This is a genomic window from Xenorhabdus kozodoii (assembly GCF_002632875.1).
In the GTDB taxonomy this organism is placed as follows: domain Bacteria; phylum Pseudomonadota; class Gammaproteobacteria; order Enterobacterales; family Enterobacteriaceae; genus Xenorhabdus; species Xenorhabdus kozodoii.
Map to the genome: position 1 here is coordinate 294,764 of NZ_NJCX01000001.1, position 20,873 is coordinate 315,636.

Genomic DNA, 20,873 nt, shown 5'->3' on the forward strand with positions numbered 1-20,873 from the left:
TGTTTCCCTTCTCTAGTCATGCGAAAAAAATTGTTGATACTGTTCCGCCTTAAAACCGAGTAAATACTTTCCTGTTGCTGTCTCACTGCTTTTTGAATCAGCGATGCTTGAGACTAAGAGAGGGCGTTTTATGATCGAGGGATGCTCCAGCATCAATACCTTGGCCGCTTCTGCATTATTGATGGTTGCTTTTTGCTCGTCAGGCAATTTGCGCCACGTTGTACCACGGGTATTTAGGAGGGCTTCCCAGCCAACTTGTTCAATAAATGATTGGAGTCGTTCAGGGGATAATCCATCAACCCGATAATCATGAAACTGATAAGGAATACCGTGATCTTCCAACCAGCGACGCGCCTTTTTTATGGTGTCGCAGTTTTTGATACCGTAGAGAGTGGATACTTTGTGATAAAGGATATCTGACATGATAAGAGCCTTGGTTTTGTCTTGTTTAACATATCCGACATAATGCGGGAAATGAGCTATTTTATCCAGATGACGCGTGGTTGCTATACCCGTTACCTTTCAAGATGCGTCTTATATCTCCCCGCTTCGCGGGGAGAAATCAGGTTTCATATCGTGTTGTAAATTGCAACTTGAAGTTTAATGCGTATAGATGCATTTTATATAATAAATTTATAAATAATATCCTTATTTATTATATACGAAATTAATTTCACCCTAATTAAGTTATCTTCCTTGATAACCCACAATTTCCCCATCGGTGAGACTAAGGGAAATTGTGTTGCATATTGAGACGATGAAAAAAGAATCCAATGCTAAATGAACGCTGTCTTTCTCTGTTTTAGGTAGATGATAGTGGCTTCGAGGCGGGAACGAGATTTAAGTTTTTTCAATAAGTTACGGGTATGCACTTTCACTGTCTCTTCCGAAATAAAAAGGAAGTCAGCAATTTCTTTATTTGTCATCCCTTCTGCAATTTCTTTTAAAACATCTAATTCACGTTTGGTTAATTTTGATAACGGATCAACATAAAGATGGCGAGTGGATAAATATTGGTGGACTTTTTCACTAAACACGGCATGACCATCAGTGGCTTTTTTTATGTTGTTCAATAGAGAAGTGAGTTCGATATCTTTTAATAAATAACCATTCGCACCCGCATCAACAGCATCGTAAATATCACTTCTGTGATCGGAATCGGAGAGTACCAGGATATAGGAGTCAAGTCCCTTGCGACGGAGGGATTTAATGGTATCAATCCCTGGAAGGCCATGGATTTTCAAATCCATCAGAATAATATCGGGTTTTATTTGGCAGGCGATATTAATTGCATCTTCACCATTGTCAGTTTCGGCAGTCACAATGAGTTCTCGTTCCAATTCAATCAACCCTTTTAAGCCGTGACGAATGATAGGATGATCATCGACTATCATGACTGAATGATTATGCATATTCTTCTCCCATATAGAAATGCAGATTTATGTTTAATAAAACATAAAAGGCAGGTTTTCTGCTTTATGTTAAATTGCTGTGTGATTTTTATGGAGTATATTGAATCATCGCTAATGAGATTCTGGAAATATATCCTGATATAAAAATAGAAATGGCGCAAACAGGTTTAACCACTTAGGTGAAACAAAATTCACTTTCATAAGAGAATGTGTTTCCTTAATTGCCAATAATTTTCCATATAAATTTGGATGAATATTTTATAGATTAAGTTTTGTTTTTGTAAACTTATTTTAAATATTAATTTAAAAATATATCTTTAATTAATTTATCAGGTTATTAATTGAAGAAAAAATACCTCCATATGGGTATCTTTGGAATAATATCGATATAATATTGATTAACACAAGGTCATTGTTTGTTTGTTTTTTGCCCCTTGATTTCAAAGGTTATGAACAAAATGTTGCCGGCATCATGATTTAACCTTCCGTAACTATTATACTGGAACAATTTTCACAAAGACATGACGCGTAAAGGATTTGATGATGGATGAAAAATTAAAACAGAGTGCTCTTGATTTTCATGAGTTTCCACAACCGGGAAAAATTACGGTTACACCCACCAAGCCACTCGCAACGCAGCGTGATTTGGCACTGGCATACTCACCAGGCGTTGCTGCGCCTTGTCTTGAAATCGCAAAAGATCCTTTGGCGGCCTATAAATACACTGCACGTGGTAATCTTGTTGCGGTTATCTCCAACGGCAGCGCGGTCTTAGGGTTGGGAAATATCGGTGCATTAGCCGGCAAACCGGTTATGGAAGGCAAAGGGGTTTTGTTCAAAAAATTCTCAGGCATTGATGTCTTTGATATCGAAGTGGATGAATCTGATCCTGATAAATTGATTGATATTATTGCGGCTTTGGAGCCTACTTTCGGTGGTATCAACCTTGAAGATATCAAAGCACCAGAGTGTTTCTACATTGAGCAGAAACTGCGTGAACGCATGAAAATTCCGGTATTCCACGATGATCAACATGGCACGGCGATTATCTGTACCGCTGCGGTGTTAAATGGATTGCGGGTGGTTAACAAAGATATTGATCAAGTGCGTATGGTGGTATCAGGGGCAGGGGCGGCTTCAATTGCCTGTATGAACCTGTTAGTCGCATTGGGTTTAAGGCGTGAAAATATTGTCGTCTGTGACTCAAAAGGGGTTATCTATCGTGGCCGCGAAGAGAACATGGAAAAAACCAAGGCGGATTATGCGGTTGAGGATAATGGCAGTCGTACATTGGCAGAGGTGATCCCGGATGCCGATATTTTCCTCGGTTGTTCCGGGCCAGGCGTGTTGACACAAGACATGGTGAAAACCATGGCAAAAAACCCGCTCATTATGGCCTTGGCCAATCCTGAGCCAGAAATTTTACCGCCGTTGGCAAAAGCCGTACGTCCTGATGCCATTATTTGTACTGGCCGCTCTGACTTCCCTAATCAGGTGAATAACGTTCTCTGTTTCCCATTCATTTTCCGCGGCGCATTGGATGTTGGGGCAACGACCATCAATGAAGAGATGAAACTTGCCTGTGTGCGTGCCATTGCTGATCTTGCTTTGGCTGAACAAAGTCAGGAAGTGGCTTCTGCTTATGGCGATCAGGATCTGTTCTTTGGCCCTGATTACATTATTCCGAAACCGTTTGATCCTCGTCTGATTGTAAAAATTGCACCGGCCGTCGCGAAAGCCGCCATGGCATCAGGTGTGGCGACCCGACCTATTACCGATTTCGGGGCATATATTGAGAAACTCAATGAGTTTGTCTATAAAACCAACCTATTCATGAAACCCATCTTTTCCCAGGCGAAAAAAGAGAAGAAACGCATTGTATTAGCGGAAGGGGAAGATATTCGGGTCCTGCATGCGACACAAGAACTTGTCTCCCTTGGGCTGGCATTCCCTGTGCTGATTGGCCGTCCGAGCGTTATTGAAATGCGAATTAAAAAGCAGGGGCTGCATATCGAAGCCGGTAAAGACTTTGAAGTGGTGAATAACGAAAATGACCCACGTTTCAAAGAATATTGGCAAGAATATTATCAAATGATGAAACGCCGTGGTGTTTCGCAAGAGCAAGCACGTCGGGCCGTGATTGGTAACCCAACGCTGATAGGTGCCATCATGGTACATCGTGGCGAAGCGGATGGTCTGATTTGTGGCACGGTGGGTGGCTATAGTGAACATTATCAGGTGGTGAAGGATGTCTTTGGCTTCCGTCAGGGAGTGCATACTGCGGGCGCCATGAATGCCTTGATGTTACCGACGGGAAATACTTTTATTGCCGATACTTATGTCAATGAAGATCCCAGCCCGGAAGAGTTGGCAGAGATCACACTGATGGCGGCTGAAACAGTTCGTCGTTTTGGTATTGAGCCGAAAGTCGCCCTGTTATCACGTTCAAGTTTTGGCTCTTCTGATTGTGATTCTGCGCGAAAAATGCGCAAGACACTGGAATTAGTCCAGCAAATGGCACCATCCCTTGAAATTGACGGTGAAATGCACGGCGATGCGGCGCTGGTGGAAAGTATCCGCCGCGATATCATGCCGGATAGTCCGCTAAAAGGTTCAGCAAACCTGTTGATTATGCCGAGCATGGAAGCGGCTCGTATCAGCTATAACCTGCTGCGCGTCACCAGTTCAGAAGGCGTAACCGTTGGCCCCGTCCTGATGGGGGTTGCGAAGCCTGTTCATATTCTGACCCCGATTGCATCTGTACGTCGTATCGTGAATATGGTGGCGTTAGCGGTGGTTGAAGCACAAACAAACCCGTTATAACGAACGTTTTTCCGTGCCTTTATCCCATTCGTGAATGTGGAATAAAAGCATAAACACTGCCCTGCTAAGATTATGCTTAGCAGGGCTTTTTATTTGTAAATAATTCTCATTATCTATAATATGCGGGCAATTTTTCTTTTGATGATCAATCACAATGCAAACATCTACCCGTACAAAATCAACTTATTGGGCCTGTTCCCTCTTGCTTGGCAGTTGTGTTCTCGCCGGATGTTCCGCAATGCCAAACGGTGCCCAAAATAGCCCTCAGGTGGTATTCCAAACGCTCCCCAGTGAGTTAGTGCGTCCTGGTGTGGTGCTTGATATGACAACAGGCAAAGCCATCACGCCAGATCAGTTGCTGGAACAATTGGCCAATTACCCTCGTGTCATTGTGGGTGAAAAACATGACAATCCTTACCATCACCAAATCGAGTTATGGCTAGTTCAACAACTTGGGCAAAAACGTTCCCACGGTTCCGTATTACTGGAAATGATTAACCCAAACCAGCAAGAAAAAGTGAATAAAGTGAAAAGTTGGTTACAGGGCAATCCGATCGTCAGGGAAGAGCGGGTCCAGCACTTATTGGCATGGCAAGCAGGTTGGCCGTGGAAATGGTATGGTGATTTGGTTATGGAACTGATGAGGGCGCCTTATCCGCTGTTGGCCGCCAATCTGGATCGCAGCGAAATTGACCAGGCGTATAAAAATCACACTATTGAAGATAAAAATTCATTTGTTTCTGATGATGTCAAAAAACTTATTGAAGCGACCATTAAAAATTCCCACGGTGGAAATATAGCAGCCCAACTTCTTTCCGGCATGACCAAGATCCAGCAAATGCGAGATCAACGGATGGCAGAGCAACTGCTTAAGGCACCATCGCCTGCTTTACTCTTTGTTGGGGGATATCACGCGGTAAAAACCATGGGGGTTCCTCAACATATCAAAAAAATAGCGCCAAATGAAAAAATAGCTGTTGTTGTCATTGCAGAAGAGGGCGTTTTGTTAAATCACGAATATGCTGATTTTGTCTGGTTTACGCCTAAAGTGAGCGAAAACTTAACCAAATAGTGGTAACTATCATCAGGATGTGACTAATTAACAAATAAAAATAGTTTTCATTTATGTATTGAATTGATTATCATTCACGACCCATTGATTATTGACATAATGTGCTATAAGAAATGTTGACGTATACCACGTATCAAAATGCTCACACGAGTCATGTGACAAAATCCTTTCTCGCCGCGATCACACTGCATGTTTTGTTCGTAGGATGGCTGATCTATAAACCAGAAGAGATGGATATTGAGGAATTTCTTCCTCCGCCAGCGGTGATGGTAGAACTGTCAACGCAGACAGAAGCGCGATATAAAATACAAATACAACCCATTGGCATTGAACAACAACTTTCTGTTGCCAGTCAGCAGCAGGAAAGCAAAGTTGACCACATTAACATGCCTAAATTGGATATAAATGAAAATGCCCTGCTTTTAGTGGATAAGCAGAAGAAAAACAAGAAAAAACAAGATGCACCGAAGAAAACACAGCCTGTTAAGCGCGTGAAAGCAAAAGAGCAAGAAAGTGAAAAATCCCACAGCAGTGCCGCGCCAACGACCAGTAGTGCAACAGCGAATAATGTGACCACCCGTACCGCGGCATCCTATGAAAGTAATTCTGAAGCCATTGCTGATGCCAAAGCCGTTTGGCAGGCCGAAGTGACCGGACATTTGAACCGTTATAAAAAATATCCAGAAGATGCCCAGAGAAGAAGACGAACAGGGCGACCAATGGTGAAATTTATGGTTAACCAATCGGGTATCGTGATTAACAGTGAATTAACCCGTCGTTCAGGGACTAACTCGTTAGACAGGGAAGCAAAGAGGGTATTGGAAAGGGCACAGCCTCTGCCTAAGCCACCTTTAGACATTTTAACTCACGGCAGTATTACAGTTGAACTGCCGATAGATTTTTATTTATCTCAATAAAAATACAAGGTTGATGGCATGTCACAACATAAGACGGTATTTTCAGCAGATACAAAAAGGCGGCATAAAAAAAGGATCGCTTGCGGTAATACGAGGGGCAGTAAAAGAGGGGTGCTTGGTCTGTTGCTCGGTGGTAGTTTATTGGGCCACAGTTTTGCTACTACGGCAATGGAGGAAAATAGGGTGCTACCTATGGCCGCAAAACAGCCACATAAAATGGAAATCCATGGCGATGTGCGTGTTGATGATTATTACTGGCTGCGTGATGACAACCGTCAGGATAAAAACGTTATTGATTACTTAAAGGCTGAGAATCAATATGCCGGGCAGATGCTGAAATCAGGCCAGGCATTGCGAGAAACCCTCTATCAAGAAATGACTGACAGAATGAGGAAAGACGATCAGTCAGTTCCTTATACCTATAATGGCTATATTTATCGTACCGTTTATGAGGCAGGTAAGGATTTTCCTATTTATCAGCGCAAGCCGGTCGATAATTCAACCGATTGGCAGGTGATGGTTGACGGTAATGAGCGGGCAAAGAGTCATAAATTTTATCAAATTGGTGGCTTTGCGGTTTCATTGGATAACACGCGTATCGCTTTGGCAGAAGATACCCACGGGCGCCGTAACTACAAGATCTCGTTTAAAAATTTCGGCGATACCGACTGGCAGAATAATGTGATAGAAAACACGTCTGGCAACATTGTGTGGGCAAATGATGGCAAGACACTGTTTTATGTGCGCAGGGAGCAACAAACATTGTTGCCTTATCAGCTAGTCCGCCACCAATATGGTACTGATAGCCGGCAAGATCAGATGGTCTATCAGGAAGATGATGAGCGCTTTTACTTGTCAATTTCGGAGAGCACCTCACTTGATTATATTTTGATATCAAGTACGAGCTATTCGAGCTCGGAATATCGACTGATTGACGCTAACAACCCACAATCAGAACCGCAGGTTTTTTCTGCCCGCCAGACGGATCGTGAATATGATCTGGACCATTTCCGTGGCCAATTCTACATCCGTTCTAATCATGAGCATCCATTATTTGGCCTATATCAGACAGATGCCATTAATAAATCTTGGGAAACGGTGATTGCACCACAGGAAAATACCGATCTGGAAAATTTTGCCCTGTTCAATAATGGGTTGGTTATACAGGAACGCACAAAAGGATTGTCGTCGATCCGCCAGATTGAGTGGAAAACCCGGCAGGAGAAACGTGTCCAATTTGATGATCCGGCTTATATGGCATCATTGGGCTATAACCCAGAACCCGATACCCATTTCTTGCGCTATAGCTACTCATCCATGACAACACCCAGTTCAGTATTCCAGTGGAATATGCAAACAGGTGAGAGTGAATTGTTAAAGCAACAGGAAGTAAAAGGATTCAACAAAGAAAACTATGCAAGCCAGCGTATCTGGGTCAAAGCCCGTGATGGCGTGGAGGTGCCTGTTTCTTTGGTATACCGTCACGCTTTGTTCAAAAAAGGTGAGAACCCGATCCTGATTTATGGTTATGGTTCTTACGGTATCAGTATGGACCCTTATTTTAGTTCTGCCTTGCTGAGCTTGCTGGATCGTGGCTTTGTCTATGCCCTGGTGCACGTCCGTGGTGGTGGCGATTTAGGCAAGAACTGGTATTTACAGGGTAAACTCAAAAATAAGCTAAACAGCTTCCACGATTTTATTGATGCAACCAAGAGCTTGGTTGCCGATGGTTATGGCAATAGCAAGCGTGTTTATGCCGAAGGTGGCAGTGCGGGCGGTTTATTAATGGGGACGGTTATTAATCAGGCACCGGAATTATACCGTGGTGTGATTGCAAAAGTACCTTTTGTCGATGTTTTGACAACCATGCTCGATCCCTCTATTCCGTTGACAACCGGTGAATATGAAGAGTGGGGTAATCCAAATAACCAAGAAGATTACTTCCGTATGAAATCCTATAGCCCTTATGACAATATCCAACATCAGCGTTACCCTCATTTGTTGGTCACAACAGGTTTACATGATTCCCAAGTGCAATATTGGGAGCCAGCAAAATGGGTCGCAAAATTAAGGGAAATGAAACAAGGTGACAGCCTGTTATTGTTAGAGACTAATATGGATACCGGTCATGGCGGAAAACCAGGGCGTTTTAATCGCCTGAATGATATTGCCTCTGATTATAGTTTCCTATTAATGTTAGATGACGCTAAGACCTATTTCCCAGAATTAAAGGATTAATAAAAAATATCTCATTATTACTCAGGCGCTGATAATTTCTATCAGCGTCATGGGTATTTTATTATGCAAATTTGTGAAGCAATGTGAGCAGCAATCAATATTCTTCAATTTAGGATAATATATTCATGAAAACTGTGGCAAAAATAGCTGGAGCCAGCGTAATGCTGATTGGGCTTCAGGGCATCGCTTATGCTGAAAATGACAATAAAAAAGAAAAGGTCATACGATTTAGCAGCCTGAAAATATCAGGCTCTCAGGATAGTCATAATTCTCCCCAGATTGAAGCGATGGAGAAACCTGGCGCTTATAGTTCCGTGGGGGAAGATCATAAATTAGAATCCGTAGATAGCATATTACGCAGCTTGCCAGGAACTTATACCCAGATGGATACCAGTCAGGGGCAGGGGGTCGTCAGTGTTAATATTCGTGGATTAAGTGGTTTTGGTCGCGTCAATATGATGGTGGATGGTGTTAGCCAGACCTTTTATGGTACGGCGCCCAGTGAATTCGCGCATGGAGGTCAGCCTTATAACCAGTTTGGTGCTTTGGTTGATCCTAATTTTATTGTCCGGGTTGATATTGCCAGAGGGCAAGCTGACGACGCTGATTCCATCAATGCCTTAGTAGGAAGTGCCAATTTCCGTACTATTGGTGTTGATGATGTCGTACTTGAGGGCAATAATCTGGGAGTCCGGACTAAATGGACATATGGAAACAATGGCATCGGTCGAAGTGGCATGATGGCTGTTGCTGGAAAAACCCAGGCATTCAGCCCGGAAGGTTCCTTGGGCGCCCTATTCGCATTCAGTGGGCACAATATTGAAGCGCATTATCGAAATGCAGACGGCATCAGTAGTGAAGAGTTTGGTACAAGCAACACATTTAAACAAAAGCCAAATTCTCAATTGATGAAATTAAACATTAAACCTAATGATTTTCATGATCTGGAATTAAGTGGTCGTCTTTATCACAATAAATTTAACCATCGTCATGTTGATAATTATGATTATTATTTGAAATATCATTACACGCCATTTAGTGAGTTAATTGATGCCAAAATTATGCTGAGTAAGGCAAATGGTATTCAAAGTTTCAATGATAATAGCCTAAGTGGCTTGGGTAAAAGTGAATCGAATAATAAATCTGACACCATTGATGTTAAAAATACGAGCAGATTTAGTTATGCCGATACTGATTTTTCATTTACGCTTGGTAGTAAATTGATGAGGACTAAATATAATAAAAAAACAGGTATAGATCTGGATGAGGAGTATAAATCAACAGAGGAAAATAATACCTTTTCACCAAATGGTAAGCAAGATATTAACAGTATTTATAGTAAGTTAAAAATTGAACATGGGATCTATACTGCTGAGCTGGGGTTGAATTATTTGGATTACAGCGTAAAAGGATTAAAACCTGCTTGTGACGAGCGGGTAAATTGTTTTCCACAAGGGGAAGCACAATTAAACCTAAAAGAACGTGGATTTAATCCAAGCATTTTATTGTCGGCAGAAATTATTCCTGAATTTCAACCGTTTGTAAGTTATTCGCATACAATGCGAGCGCCTAATGCCCAGGAAATTTTTTATACCAATGACAGTGGCGGTTCTATTAATCCATTCCTGAAAGGAGAAAAAGCGGATACTTATCAAATTGGATTTAATAGTTACCATCCAAACTTAATCGTGGAAGAGGATTCATTCCGGCTTAAGGCTACGATGTTTCGTACTAAAATCAAAAATTACATCCTCAATGAATCTTATTTGCTTTGTGCAGAAGGTAGAATGTGTAAAAATGATGGAACATTGACAGATGAAGACTGGACGGGGATCGATCCTAATTTTAATTTTTACATTCATACTAATAGCCTCACCCCAGTAACTATGTATGGTTATGAAATTTTTATGAATTATGATGCAGGTATATTCTACAGTACACTCGCATATAGTCAGCAAAAAACAGAGCAGCCCATTTCACTCTCATCTGTCATTTTTGGTGCAAGTCCTGCGTCTCAATTGCCAGAGCGTTATGTTACTCTGGATATGGGGGTACGTTTATTTGATGAAAAAGTACGTATTGGTGCTATTGCAAAATATACAGGAAAATCTTATCACCAGGATCCTTCAATGGAACTGAATGAGGATGGTGCTATGCTACCGTCTATGAAAAAGGATAACAAAGTACCGACTATTATTGATTTATATTCCGATTATCAAATTAATAAAAATATTTTAGTTAAATTTTCTGTTCAAAACCTCACCAACCGAAACTATTCTGATGCATTGAACCGTATGAATTCATCGGCGTTCTTAGGAGAACAAGATGCTAAAACCCAAACAGCCCGCGGCCGAACCTACGTCATGGGCGCAGAAATTCGCTTCTGATGGTGTTTAAATAATCCCGTACAGATAGCGGTGAAAGCTCACCGCTATCCGGTTTTTCAGGAACTTATTATACAATCGAAACATTTATCATATTCCCAACTCATCATTATTGTCCTCTATTAAGTTGAGAAATACACCATAAAACCAATCTATTGCACCCATGATACCCTTTACAAGCGGATCAGATATAGCATCAAAATCACCTAACAGTTTAATTATACCTTTGAGTACTGAACAAAAATTTTTAACTATATTTTCAAGGTCGTTTTTTAATGTATCACTGATAAAATGACTTTCTGTTACACTAGTTGATTCATTCATAAATCACTCCTTAAATTAAATGTAATATGATTTATTTGGAAATGAATTAAACAATTAATTTTAAAATGACAAAGTAGTGTTTTATAATTAATGTGTTGTTAGAGTATCTGTATCTGGCAAATTGAATGCCATCTTAATGCCTGAAATAATCAAATCTATACCTGAATCTAATCTGTTTATTATATTTTTATTAATAATTCCATAATCCGACAGTAATTTAATTATTTTTTTAATTAATTTAGAAAGATTGGTGATAAATTCAGAGATACCTTTTAATACATTTTCACTAATAGCAAAGTTTACAGTTACATTTGTTGACTCTTTCATAATTTCCTCGGTATTTAATCTTTGGATAACTTTACAATTTAGATAAAAGGTGAGAGTAACCACTCCAAAAAAATACACTGGAGTGGTTGCCAATTTATTCGCTGACTTTAAATATTTTGTCTAAAATTTTTAAAACAGCATTAACCAATTCATCTATGCAGGTGGTTGCGATTTGCACTGATTCCGCAGAAATAACATTGTTATCACGTAACGTATATAATATCCCATCTATTAATTTAGATGCGCTGGAAATAATGTCTTTAATATCCTGCAAAATATTTTCATCAAGAAGTTTGACTTGTTCTGCTGTTGTTGATTCTGTCATAATAGCCTCGCATATTTCGTGTTGTGTCCGTCATTCCGCAGCTATATCTGTAATATACTGATTTTAAATAAATCGCATAAATTTTATGCTATTATTTAATTTTAATTAAATCAATAAATTACGAATGCGGTGCGGAATGTCGGCTGTGTATAATATTTTTGATAAATAACCAATTAATTAAATGTGAAATAAATCAGTACCATTCAATACATGAATATACTTGTGTATTTTTATGGATAATTTGCACTTTTATTATTCTGTCTATTTCATCAAGCCATATCAAAATGTTACCCAACAAAATAGTTACTCTATGTGATTAAGTATAGAATAAAGATCCCGTTCATCAACTCATAAAATGAAAAAAAAGATGAACAGGCGGAAAGTTGAATGTAAGTCCTTTATTAGGCTAAAATTATCACGCTAATTTAATTTTTTCTTTTGCTGATTTTTTTCACCTGAGTCACCTGGCTCTCAACCCAGCCATCCTGTAATCGCGTTTTCAGCATATCACCGGCTTTTACCTGTTTAACCTGTTTTAACAATTTTCCATCAGGTACTTCACTGATACTGTAACCGCGACTCAATGTTGCCAGCGGGCTAACGGCCTCCATACGTGAACAGGAAACTGCAAATTTTTCCCGATAACGCCCTAATTGTCGTTCAATGGCCTGTTTCAAACGAAAATCAAGTTGCTGAATTGATTGGCTGTAGCGCTGAATTTCTCGTTCAGGATGGATTTGTGACAGACGTTGATTCAACGTTTCATATGAAATTGAATGCTGTTTTAGACAACGTAATAAACTATCAATCAATTTTTGCCGTAGCTCAGCCAAATGATTTTGCTGACGTGCCAATCGCAAATCAGGACGTTGCTGCTGGAGGCGGTGCTGCAATACACCCATTTCTTGCTGTTTTTGAGCAAAGAAATAATCCATTGTCATTTCCAGACGTTGTTGCAGGGATTGTATTTGCCGCAATAACTCGGTTTGATTGCGGCTAACTAACTCTGCTGCCGCAGAAGGCGTCGGTGCACGTAAGTCAGCGACAAAATCCGCGATGGTCACATCCGTTTCATGGCCGACAGCACTAACAATGGGAATACGGCTTTGGAATATTGACCGTGCAACTTGTTCGTCATTGAAACACCATAAATCTTCCAGCGATCCTCCGCCACGGCCGACAACCAAAACATCACACTCTTGTCGCGCATTTGCCAGTTCGATTGCCCGGATAATCTGTAATGGCGCCTCGGCTCCCTGAACCGCCGTAGGATAAATGACAATGGGTAAGGAAGGATCACGGCGTTTCAGGATATTCAGGATATCGTGCAGTGCTGCGCCACTGGTGGAAGTGATGATACCGAGCCGTTTAGCAGGAGAGGGCAGCGGTTTTTTATGAATTTGTTCAAACAAGCCTTCTGTGGAGAGCTTTTGCTTCAACATCTCAAACTGCTGTTGCAACAAACCCTCCCCGGCAGGCTGGATACTTTCTACAATCAGTTGATAGTCACCCCTGGGTTCATACAGGGTAATTTGCGCCCGAACCAATACCTGTTGACCATTTTGTGGGCGAAATGTTGCCCTCAGATTGTGGCTTCGAAACATGGCAGCACGAACTTGCGCCCGTTCATCTTTTAATGTGAAGTACCAATGCCCTGACGATGGCTGAGAAAAATTGGATATTTCCGCAGACAGCCAAATTCTGCCCATCTCCAGTTCAAGTAACTGACGAACAGTCTGATTTAGGCGGCTAACAGAAAAAATTCCGGTATTGATAGGTAGTGACATGTGAGCTAGATCAAATTTCAAAACAATGACTTAATTAACTGATATTAATCTCATCATATGACTAATCAAGAATTTTTTTCAAAAAATGCTGGAGGCAACCGATTTCGGCCTGTATAATGCCGCGGCAATATTTTATCCCTCTTATTGCTCCATAGCCTGGTGAGATATTGCCCATGTTACGAATTAAAAAAGAAGCATTAACCTTTGACGATGTATTGTTAGTTCCTGCCCACTCAACAGTCTTGCCTAATACCGCAGATTTATCCACTCAATTAACGTCCACCATTCGCCTGAACATGCCTATGCTTTCTGCAGCGATGGATACTGTGACGGAATCTTCACTGGCTATCGCACTGGCACAAGAAGGGGGCATTGGCTTCATTCATAAAAATATGTCAATCGAGCGTCAGGCAGAAGAAGTTAGCCGCGTGAAGAAGCATGAAAGCGGTGTGGTGACCGATCCTGTGACTGTGACACCACAAACGACCCTGCGCGAAGTCCAGGAATTGGCCAAACGTAATGGTTTTGCCGGTTACCCCGTGGTAACAGGAGAAAACGAATTAGTCGGTATCATTACGGGTCGTGATGTGCGTTTTGTGACTGATCTGGAACAGCCGGTGACTGCGGTGATGACACCGAAAGAACGTTTGGTGACGGTAAAAGAAGGCGAAGCGCGTGAAGTTGTGTTGCAGAAAATGCACGAACACCGTGTTGAAAAAGCGCTGGTTGTTGATGATCATTTCCACCTGCTTGGCTTAATTACAGTAAAAGATTTCCAGAAAGCAGAACGTAAGCCAAACGCATGTAAAGACGAACAAGGTCGCCTGCGGGTTGGTGCGGCGGTGGGTGCAGGTTCCGGTAATGAAGAGCGTATCGATGCACTGGTTGCTGCGGGAGTCGATATCCTGCTGATTGACTCTTCCCACGGTCATTCTGAAGGGGTGTTGCAACGTATTCGTGAGACTCGCGCCAAGTACCCTGATCTGCAAATTATTGGCGGTAACGTAGCAACGGGCGAAGGCGCCAAGGCGCTGGTGGAAGCGGGCGTGAACGCCGTTAAAGTGGGTATCGGCCCTGGTTCCATTTGTACAACCCGTATTGTTACTGGTGTGGGTGTTCCTCAAATCACGGCAATTGCAGATGCAGTTGAAGCCCTGGAAGGCACGGGCATTCCGGTTATTGCGGACGGGGGTATCCGTTTCTCTGGCGACATCGCCAAAGCGATTGCGGCAGGCGCATCATGTGTGATGGTTGGCTCTATGCTGGCAGGGACAGACGAATCTCCAGGTGAAATTGAGCTTTACCAAGGCCGCTCGTTCAAATCTTATCGCGGTATGGGCTCGTTGGGCGCGATGTCCAAGGGATCTTCCGATCGTTACTTCCAGTCTGATAACGCGGCTGACAAACTGGTTCCTGAAGGTATCGAAGGCCGGGTGGCGTATAAAGGGCTGCTGAAGGGCATCGTTCACCAGCAAATGGGTGGTTTACGCTCCTGCATGGGGCTGACAGGTTGTGCAACCATTGATGAACTGAGAACTAAAGCCGAATTCGTTCGTATCAGTGGTGCGGGCATTCAGGAAAGCCACGTTCATGACGTCACGATCACCAAAGAATCACCAAACTATCGTTTAGGCCTGTAATTTATTGAGAGTGGCTCATTATTGGGCCACTGACTTTTTTTATTTTTTCATTGCCACTTGTTTTTGGAATTCACCTCAAATGACAACTAATATCCATCAGCATCGCATTTTGATCCTTGATTTTGGCTCGCAATATACCCAGCTTATTGCTCGCCGCATCCGTGAAATCGGTGTTTATTGTGAACTTTGGACATGGAATGTCACTGAAGAACAAATCCGTGAATTTAATCCGAAGGGTATTATCCTTTCTGGTGGGCCGGAAAGCACCACTGAGCACGATAGCCCACGTGCCCCAGAATATGTTTTCAATGCGGGTGTACCGGTACTGGGGATCTGCTATGGCATGCAAACCATGTCTACGCAATTGGGAGGACAAGTTTCCAGCTCGAATGAGCGTGAATTTGGTTATGCACAGGTTGAAATCAAGAATGATTGTGAACTGTTCCGCGATATCCAGGATGCCCTGAGCGAAACAGGCAACCCACTGTTGGATGTATGGATGAGTCATGGTGATAAAGTGACGTCTATCCCTGATGGCTTTACAACCATTGCCAGCACAGATACTTGTCCATTTGCCATCATGGCCAACGATGAAAAACGTTTTTATGGCGTGCAGTTCCATCCAGAAGTCACCCATACCCACCAAGGCATGAACATCCTGCAACGTTTCGTGCTGGATATTTGCCAAAGTGAAGCGCTGTGGAATCCTGCATCGATTATTGACGATATCGTAGAACGTCTGCGTGCGCAGATTGGCGATGATCATGTTATTCTGGCGCTGTCTGGTGGTGTAGATTCTTCTGTCACTGCACTGCTGTTAAACCGTGCGATTGGCAAGCGTTTGACTTGTGTTTTCGTCGATAATGGCCTGCTGCGTTTGAATGAAGCGGAACAGGTGATGGCGATGTTTGCCGGTAAATTTGACCTGAATATCGTTCACGTTAAAGCGGAAGAGCGTTTCCTGTCTGCATTGGCGGGAATTGATGAGCCAGAAGCTAAACGCAAAACCATTGGTCACGTATTTATTGATGTGTTTGATGAAGAAGCCTCGAAACAGACTCAGGTTAAGTGGCTGGCACAGGGTACGATTTACCCGGATGTGATCGAATCAGCGGCATCGGCAACGGGTAACGCCCACGTTATCAAATCTCACCACAATGTCGGTGGCTTGCCAGAAGATATGAAACTGGGTCTGGTTGAACCGCTGAAAGAGTTGTTCAAAGACGAAGTTCGTCGTATCGGGCTGGAATTGGGTTTGCCATATGACATGTTGTATCGTCATCCATTCCCAGGTCCAGGCCTGGGTGTGCGTGTATTGGGCGAAGTGAAAAAAGAGTATTGTGACTTGCTGCGTCGTGCCGATGCCATCTTTATTGAAGAACTGCATAAAGCGGATCTGTACCATAAAGTCAGCCAGGCATTTACCGTGTTCCTGCCCGTTCGTTCTGTGGGTGTCATGGGCGATGGCCGTAAATACGACTGGGTTGTGTCCCTGCGTGCGGTAGAAACTATTGACTTTATGACTGCTCATTGGGCGCATCTGCCCTATGATTTCCTGGGACGTGTATCGAACAGGATCATTAACGAGGTTGATGGCATTTCGCGGGTAGTCTATGACATCAGCGGTAAACCGCCCGCGACGATTGAGTGGGAATGATTTAAAGCCTCAGCAAATCATCGTGATTTTATAGTTAAGGCCCTGAATTCAGGGCCTGTATTTATAGGTAAAATGTCGTGGGTTTGCCTAAGTGAGTGAAATTTCCAAAAAAGATAGTCAATTATCATGGTTAAGCATGTTTTCCATCACTGCTCTACTTTTTGAATAAATCATATACATTAATAAAAATTAATGATTGGCACTGCTATCGGTATTATTTCCCATCAGAGCATCGGCAAGAATCTCTGTAATATACCAATAGTCTTTACTTTTATCTTGCCGTAAAAAATATTGATGTCCATCAATGGAAAATGGAACCATGTATTGATAACTCCTATCAAATAGTTCTTGACTCTCATTCCCATGAATGTTTTTATCACCTAGGTAACTGAAAAAACAAGAATAATCGTAGAGGTTCTGTCCTACGTAATAATGAGTGTCTCCAATAGAATATGGAAACGTTGGGTAGTAATAACCTCTCAGATGCGAGGTACCGTCCAAGTTACCTATCTTTCCATCCACATTTAATTCATAAGTAAAAGCAGAATAAGTAGAAATAAAATAAAATGAGTCCGAATGGATGTATATATAATATTTCCCTTTTATTGAGAAGAAGAAGGTAGCCCCATAAAACTGATCCCAACAGCTTTGTTCTATTATTGTTCCCATTTTTCCATTTGGCAGTATTTCTCGTATAAGATAAGGGAATTTACCTTTGTCATTTTTATCTTGACTATGGAGATAAATAAATTGTCCTTTATCCGTTTTATAGGCAAATCCGACATCATAATCGCTATCCCAATAACCATGATCTATAATTTCTTTGTGTCCTTTCTCATCTAATTTTGCAATTATCCAATAGGAATTATACGTATTCTTTGACGTATTAATAAAATTCTTGGCTAACCCAAAAATATATTGTTCTTCCCCAAGCACGAAAGGAAACATTAAATCATAAAAATTGACCCATTTCTGCCCAGTGGAAGTTTGAACTCCCTGGTGTCCGCCGGCTGTCAGTTTATGTACAGTCACTAAATGATCACATTGACGCTGGCGCAAAAGATATTGTTGATTATTAATGGAATAAGTAAAAATAGTTCTAATATATATTCCATTAGCGGGAGGCGAAACCTCACAATCTAGATTAGGCTGAAAATGGACTTGTTCGATGGCATGAGCGGTTTTGCTGACATCCAAAACACCTGTGAGTGTGACCGTTTCACCACCTTTATTGGTGTTATAAAGCTCAAAACTCCCATTTCCTGTTGCATCAGTCTCTATGGAGGTGGTCTGGGTTAAGTGATTTTGTTCAAAAGAAGCAGAACCTGTAACACTTAAATCCAGCTTACGTTTGGTGAGATTTACCTCTGAACCGGTTCCGGTAAGTGTCGCAGTGACTTTATTGCTTTGTACACCATCAGCCATTGCATAGTCATTAATCACATTAAAGTTAAGCGTATAATGTGCGATAGCGTTGAAATGGTAGGGTTGTATACCAATTTGCTTATTATTTTCCCTGAGGGAAACAGTTAACTGGCCATCACCGCCTATTTCTGATCCTACGATCGAGACAGAAACCTCACCTGCACCATCTGTAGAACAAGAAAGGTGATTTTGGCCTGTATCCTGACCATTAACGATAAAGCTACCTAATGAGCATTCAAGAATGAGGTCTAATTCAGCCAATTCAATCAATTCTTCATGAACTAAAAGCTGAATATCAGTAGCAGACCTTCCTTGGTAGAGTTTATAAGATTGAAAAAATTTTATTGAAATATTCATATTATTTTACTCAAAGTACAAGTGGGTCGACAAAAACAATAGTATTTTTAATTTGATCCATAGAAATACCGCTAACATTAATAGTAAAACTTGAACGAACTGTTTTCGTGGATGTCAACTCATAAACTAATATCTTGTTAATATCAGGGTTAACTATTTCTAATGTATTACTCCAATTATTAATTTTAATATCAGGTGAATCGAAACCCACGTAAATACCAGTAATATTCTCTGTGAGAAGTTTAATAAGAAGAATACACTGACACTTACCATCAGCGACACCATAAGAACTATAGGTATAAGAGAGTTCTTCTCTTGAAGAAGACATCCAGTTTCCAAAATCCAAAGGAACTTTATAGGCAACGACTGGATCTGCATAGTTAAGAATTAATACGCTATTTTTAGTAACATTATCACTATAAATATGAAAATAGCCTACACCATTTTCATCGATCTTATCTATTATTGTATTAGAAGTACCATCAATGAATTTAGCATTTGTCAATTGAGCAGTTATTATATTGTTATTTGAACCAGTATATATTACTGCGGTTAAATAAGGTCTTATGTCAGGATATTCACTCAGACTACTGCCTATGTTTTTGGTTGTTTGCACTTTAATGTTGACATTATCTAAATCATTTAAAATAGAAACTTGTGTAAAATTTTGATTTATTGTCTTATTAACTACAGTGAAAGATGCAATAATATATTTCACGTCTAAAAAATTAACTTTATCTGTTTTGGTTATATAATCCTTATAACCATTATTTATTGCATCTGAATCTAAGTTGATATTATCAGAAATCAATGTTATTAACTCTACACTATCTTCACCTAAAAATTTAGCTGTTATAACTATATTATCATAAAGCACAAGATTTTTAAATTTAGCACGAAGCCTAACGCCTTCTTTAAGGTTTATGGTGCGCAAACTTAATATGGATTTTTTAGCATCAAGGAAAATGACTTCATTATCAGCGTTATTCATGTATTCCACTCCAATTATAGTGATGTTTGATGTTGGTGAATCAATGTGATTGCCAATCAAATCTTTTACTGTATATTTCGCTTCATATAAACCAGATGTTTTTATATCATAAACATGGAACAATAAGAGATAAAAATCTTGTTCTAGTTTATTTGGTGTTATATAATAAGGAACACTTTTAATTTTAGTGTTTGTATCATTTTTTACATAAATTTCTCCTTCTATTTTATCCTTTATTTCCACACCATCATATTTGTTCACTTGCATTATTATGTATTTGGTTTTCGTTGCTATAACATCGGGAATGTTAATTATTCCCCCTGAGTTTTTTTGGGGGAATTTAGGGGCTAATAAGATATTATTTTTTTTCATAAAAAACCTTTTTAAGAATTTTTTAAAAAATATATATAAAATAATAAAATTTAATAATAGGTTGATTTATTAAATGAATTTAATTATTTTAAGGGAAATGATTTTTCATTCTGATAATGCAGATATAATAATGTTGTGTAAGTCCATTATTACCACAAATAGATGAAATGGTAACCAAATTAAACTTTATATAATACATATAATTTCTTTTTGTTACTTTTTTCAGTGAAATAATCGGCTTGTTAAAATTTAATGTGATAACAAAAATAATATATTGAACAATGCTTAAGTCTGCGTTGTGCAGAATTGAAGCTTCCATTTTATAGTTATTATTTGACATATTATAATCTCATGCCTAAATTGAAATTGGTTATAGTTGATAACTGTTATAATTAAGTAAGGTTGTTGCGTTGATTATTTTAAATATTAACGTCATCAACTCAATGAAATAGTCATTCAGTGTCATTTTCACTAAAAAACTGAGCTTCTGATGTTGTTTTAGAATAAACAGAGTGAAACCCAAAAACCAATGATAAAATATTATCAACTGATAGCTTTTTGTTATCAATGATTTCGTATAATAATAAGTGTAGTACGGTTATCATCAAAGCGAATGACCCCGCATGAAATTTGTTTTCTTCGGGTATAGAGTGTCTCTGAATAATTTCCCTGATTTCAATTACGCAGACGATATTTCAATTGAGTCAAGGAATAGCCTTAGCATGCCCTGCAGGTCATGTGATAACCATTTTGAATGATGACAATTTTAATTTTCTTAACTAAAGTTATAGATAGGGGATGTTTAATAGGTTAATAGTTAAG

General features: G+C 40.3%; 15 protein-coding genes. 7 read left to right on the forward strand and 8 right to left on the reverse strand.

Annotated elements, in window-relative coordinates; genetic code table 11:
* Positions 1–12: 12 nt before the first annotated feature.
* Positions 13–423 (reverse strand): ArsC family reductase, encoded by a 411-nt coding sequence (locus Xkoz_RS01275; RefSeq protein ID WP_099140393.1) that lies wholly within the window; start codon positions 421–423, stop codon positions 13–15.
* 353 nt (positions 424–776) lie between these two features.
* Positions 777–1,412, reverse strand: coding sequence for a response regulator (locus tag Xkoz_RS01280; protein WP_099140394.1), 636 nt, complete (start codon positions 1,410–1,412; stop codon positions 777–779).
* 543 nt (positions 1,413–1,955) lie between these two features.
* Between Xkoz_RS01280 and maeB the strand changes: the two genes are divergently transcribed.
* The 5 genes from maeB to Xkoz_RS01305 all read left to right on the forward strand — a co-directional run bounded on the left by maeB (position 1,956) and on the right by Xkoz_RS01305 (position 10,849).
* Positions 1,956–4,235 (forward strand): NADP-dependent oxaloacetate-decarboxylating malate dehydrogenase, encoded by a 2,280-nt coding sequence (gene maeB / locus Xkoz_RS01285; RefSeq protein ID WP_099140395.1) that lies wholly within the window; start codon positions 1,956–1,958, stop codon positions 4,233–4,235.
* A gap of 154 nt (positions 4,236–4,389) precedes the next feature.
* A complete protein-coding gene (locus Xkoz_RS01290) occupies positions 4,390–5,307 on the forward strand; it encodes a ChaN family lipoprotein (protein WP_099140396.1) in 918 nt (305 codons plus the stop codon).
* A 155-nt stretch (positions 5,308–5,462) separates the two neighbouring features.
* Complete coding sequence (locus Xkoz_RS01295; RefSeq protein ID WP_244183362.1) at positions 5,463–6,224, forward strand: TonB family protein; 762 nt, start codon at positions 5,463–5,465, stop codon at positions 6,222–6,224.
* A gap of 18 nt (positions 6,225–6,242) precedes the next feature.
* Positions 6,243–8,462, forward strand: a complete 2,220-nt coding sequence (locus Xkoz_RS01300; protein WP_208615188.1) for a S9 family peptidase — start codon at positions 6,243–6,245, stop codon at positions 8,460–8,462.
* Between the two features lie 125 nt (positions 8,463–8,587).
* Positions 8,588–10,849 (forward strand): TonB-dependent receptor domain-containing protein, encoded by a 2,262-nt coding sequence (locus Xkoz_RS01305; protein WP_099140398.1) that lies wholly within the window; start codon positions 8,588–8,590, stop codon positions 10,847–10,849.
* Positions 10,850–10,936: 87 nt separating this feature from the next.
* Here Xkoz_RS01305 and Xkoz_RS01310 read toward each other — a convergent pair whose 3' ends face one another.
* From Xkoz_RS01310 to xseA, 4 genes are all read right to left on the reverse strand, one after another.
* Positions 10,937–11,170: a hypothetical protein gene (locus tag Xkoz_RS01310; protein ID WP_099140399.1), complete on the reverse strand. Its 234-nt coding sequence runs from the start codon at positions 11,168–11,170 to the stop codon at positions 10,937–10,939.
* Between the two features lie 87 nt (positions 11,171–11,257).
* Complete coding sequence (locus Xkoz_RS01315) at positions 11,258–11,497, reverse strand: hypothetical protein (protein WP_099140400.1); 240 nt, start codon at positions 11,495–11,497, stop codon at positions 11,258–11,260.
* A gap of 94 nt (positions 11,498–11,591) precedes the next feature.
* A complete protein-coding gene (locus tag Xkoz_RS01320) occupies positions 11,592–11,822 on the reverse strand; it encodes a hypothetical protein (protein WP_099140401.1) in 231 nt (76 codons plus the stop codon).
* A gap of 425 nt (positions 11,823–12,247) precedes the next feature.
* On the reverse strand, positions 12,248–13,609 hold the full coding sequence (gene xseA / locus Xkoz_RS01325) for an exodeoxyribonuclease VII large subunit (protein ID WP_099140402.1): 1,362 nt from the start codon (positions 13,607–13,609) through the stop codon (positions 12,248–12,250).
* Between the two features lie 173 nt (positions 13,610–13,782).
* Here xseA and guaB point away from each other — a divergent pair, with 173 nt between their 5' ends.
* Positions 13,783–15,249, forward strand: a complete 1,467-nt coding sequence (guaB, locus tag Xkoz_RS01330; protein WP_099140403.1) for an IMP dehydrogenase — start codon at positions 13,783–13,785, stop codon at positions 15,247–15,249.
* Between the two features lie 79 nt (positions 15,250–15,328).
* Entirely contained in the window at positions 15,329–16,906 is a 1,578-nt protein-coding gene (gene guaA, locus Xkoz_RS01335; RefSeq protein WP_099140404.1) for a glutamine-hydrolyzing GMP synthase, read from the forward strand.
* Positions 16,907–17,095: 189 nt separating this feature from the next.
* On the opposite strand, the gene Xkoz_RS01340 is transcribed toward guaA, so the two are convergent.
* The gene (locus Xkoz_RS01340) at positions 17,096–18,688 is read right to left on the reverse strand and encodes an Ig-like domain-containing protein (RefSeq protein ID WP_099140405.1); all 1,593 of its coding nucleotides are present in this window, start codon (positions 18,686–18,688) and stop codon (positions 17,096–17,098) included.
* 10 nt (positions 18,689–18,698) lie between these two features.
* Positions 18,699–20,051: a hypothetical protein gene (locus Xkoz_RS01345; protein WP_099140406.1), complete on the reverse strand. Its 1,353-nt coding sequence runs from the start codon at positions 20,049–20,051 to the stop codon at positions 18,699–18,701.
* Positions 20,052–20,873 lie beyond the last annotated feature (822 nt).

What these genes read in the sequence shown, in the direction of transcription:
- Xkoz_RS01275 (WP_099140393.1), bottom strand. Translation starts at nt 423, where the DNA reads ATGTCAGATATCCTTTATCACAAAGTATCCACTCTCTACGGTATCAAA.
- Xkoz_RS01280 (WP_099140394.1), bottom strand. Translation starts at nt 1,412, where the DNA reads ATGCATAATCATTCAGTCATGATAGTCGATGATCATCCTATCATTCGT.
- maeB (WP_099140395.1), top strand. Translation starts at nt 1,956, where the DNA reads ATGGATGAAAAATTAAAACAGAGTGCTCTTGATTTTCATGAGTTTCCA.
- Xkoz_RS01290 (WP_099140396.1), top strand. Translation starts at nt 4,390, where the DNA reads ATGCAAACATCTACCCGTACAAAATCAACTTATTGGGCCTGTTCCCTC.
- Xkoz_RS01300 (WP_208615188.1), top strand. Translation starts at nt 6,243, where the DNA reads ATGTCACAACATAAGACGGTATTTTCAGCAGATACAAAAAGGCGGCAT.
- Xkoz_RS01305 (WP_099140398.1), top strand. Translation starts at nt 8,588, where the DNA reads ATGAAAACTGTGGCAAAAATAGCTGGAGCCAGCGTAATGCTGATTGGG.
- Xkoz_RS01310 (WP_099140399.1), bottom strand. Translation starts at nt 11,170, where the DNA reads ATGAATGAATCAACTAGTGTAACAGAAAGTCATTTTATCAGTGATACA.
- Xkoz_RS01315 (WP_099140400.1), bottom strand. Translation starts at nt 11,497, where the DNA reads ATGAAAGAGTCAACAAATGTAACTGTAAACTTTGCTATTAGTGAAAAT.
- Xkoz_RS01320 (WP_099140401.1), bottom strand. Translation starts at nt 11,822, where the DNA reads ATGACAGAATCAACAACAGCAGAACAAGTCAAACTTCTTGATGAAAAT.
- xseA (WP_099140402.1), bottom strand. Translation starts at nt 13,609, where the DNA reads ATGTCACTACCTATCAATACCGGAATTTTTTCTGTTAGCCGCCTAAAT.
- guaB (WP_099140403.1), top strand. Translation starts at nt 13,783, where the DNA reads ATGTTACGAATTAAAAAAGAAGCATTAACCTTTGACGATGTATTGTTA.
- guaA (WP_099140404.1), top strand. Translation starts at nt 15,329, where the DNA reads ATGACAACTAATATCCATCAGCATCGCATTTTGATCCTTGATTTTGGC.
- Xkoz_RS01340 (WP_099140405.1), bottom strand. Translation starts at nt 18,688, where the DNA reads ATGAATATTTCAATAAAATTTTTTCAATCTTATAAACTCTACCAAGGA.
- Xkoz_RS01345 (WP_099140406.1), bottom strand. Translation starts at nt 20,051, where the DNA reads ATGAAAAAAAATAATATCTTATTAGCCCCTAAATTCCCCCAAAAAAAC.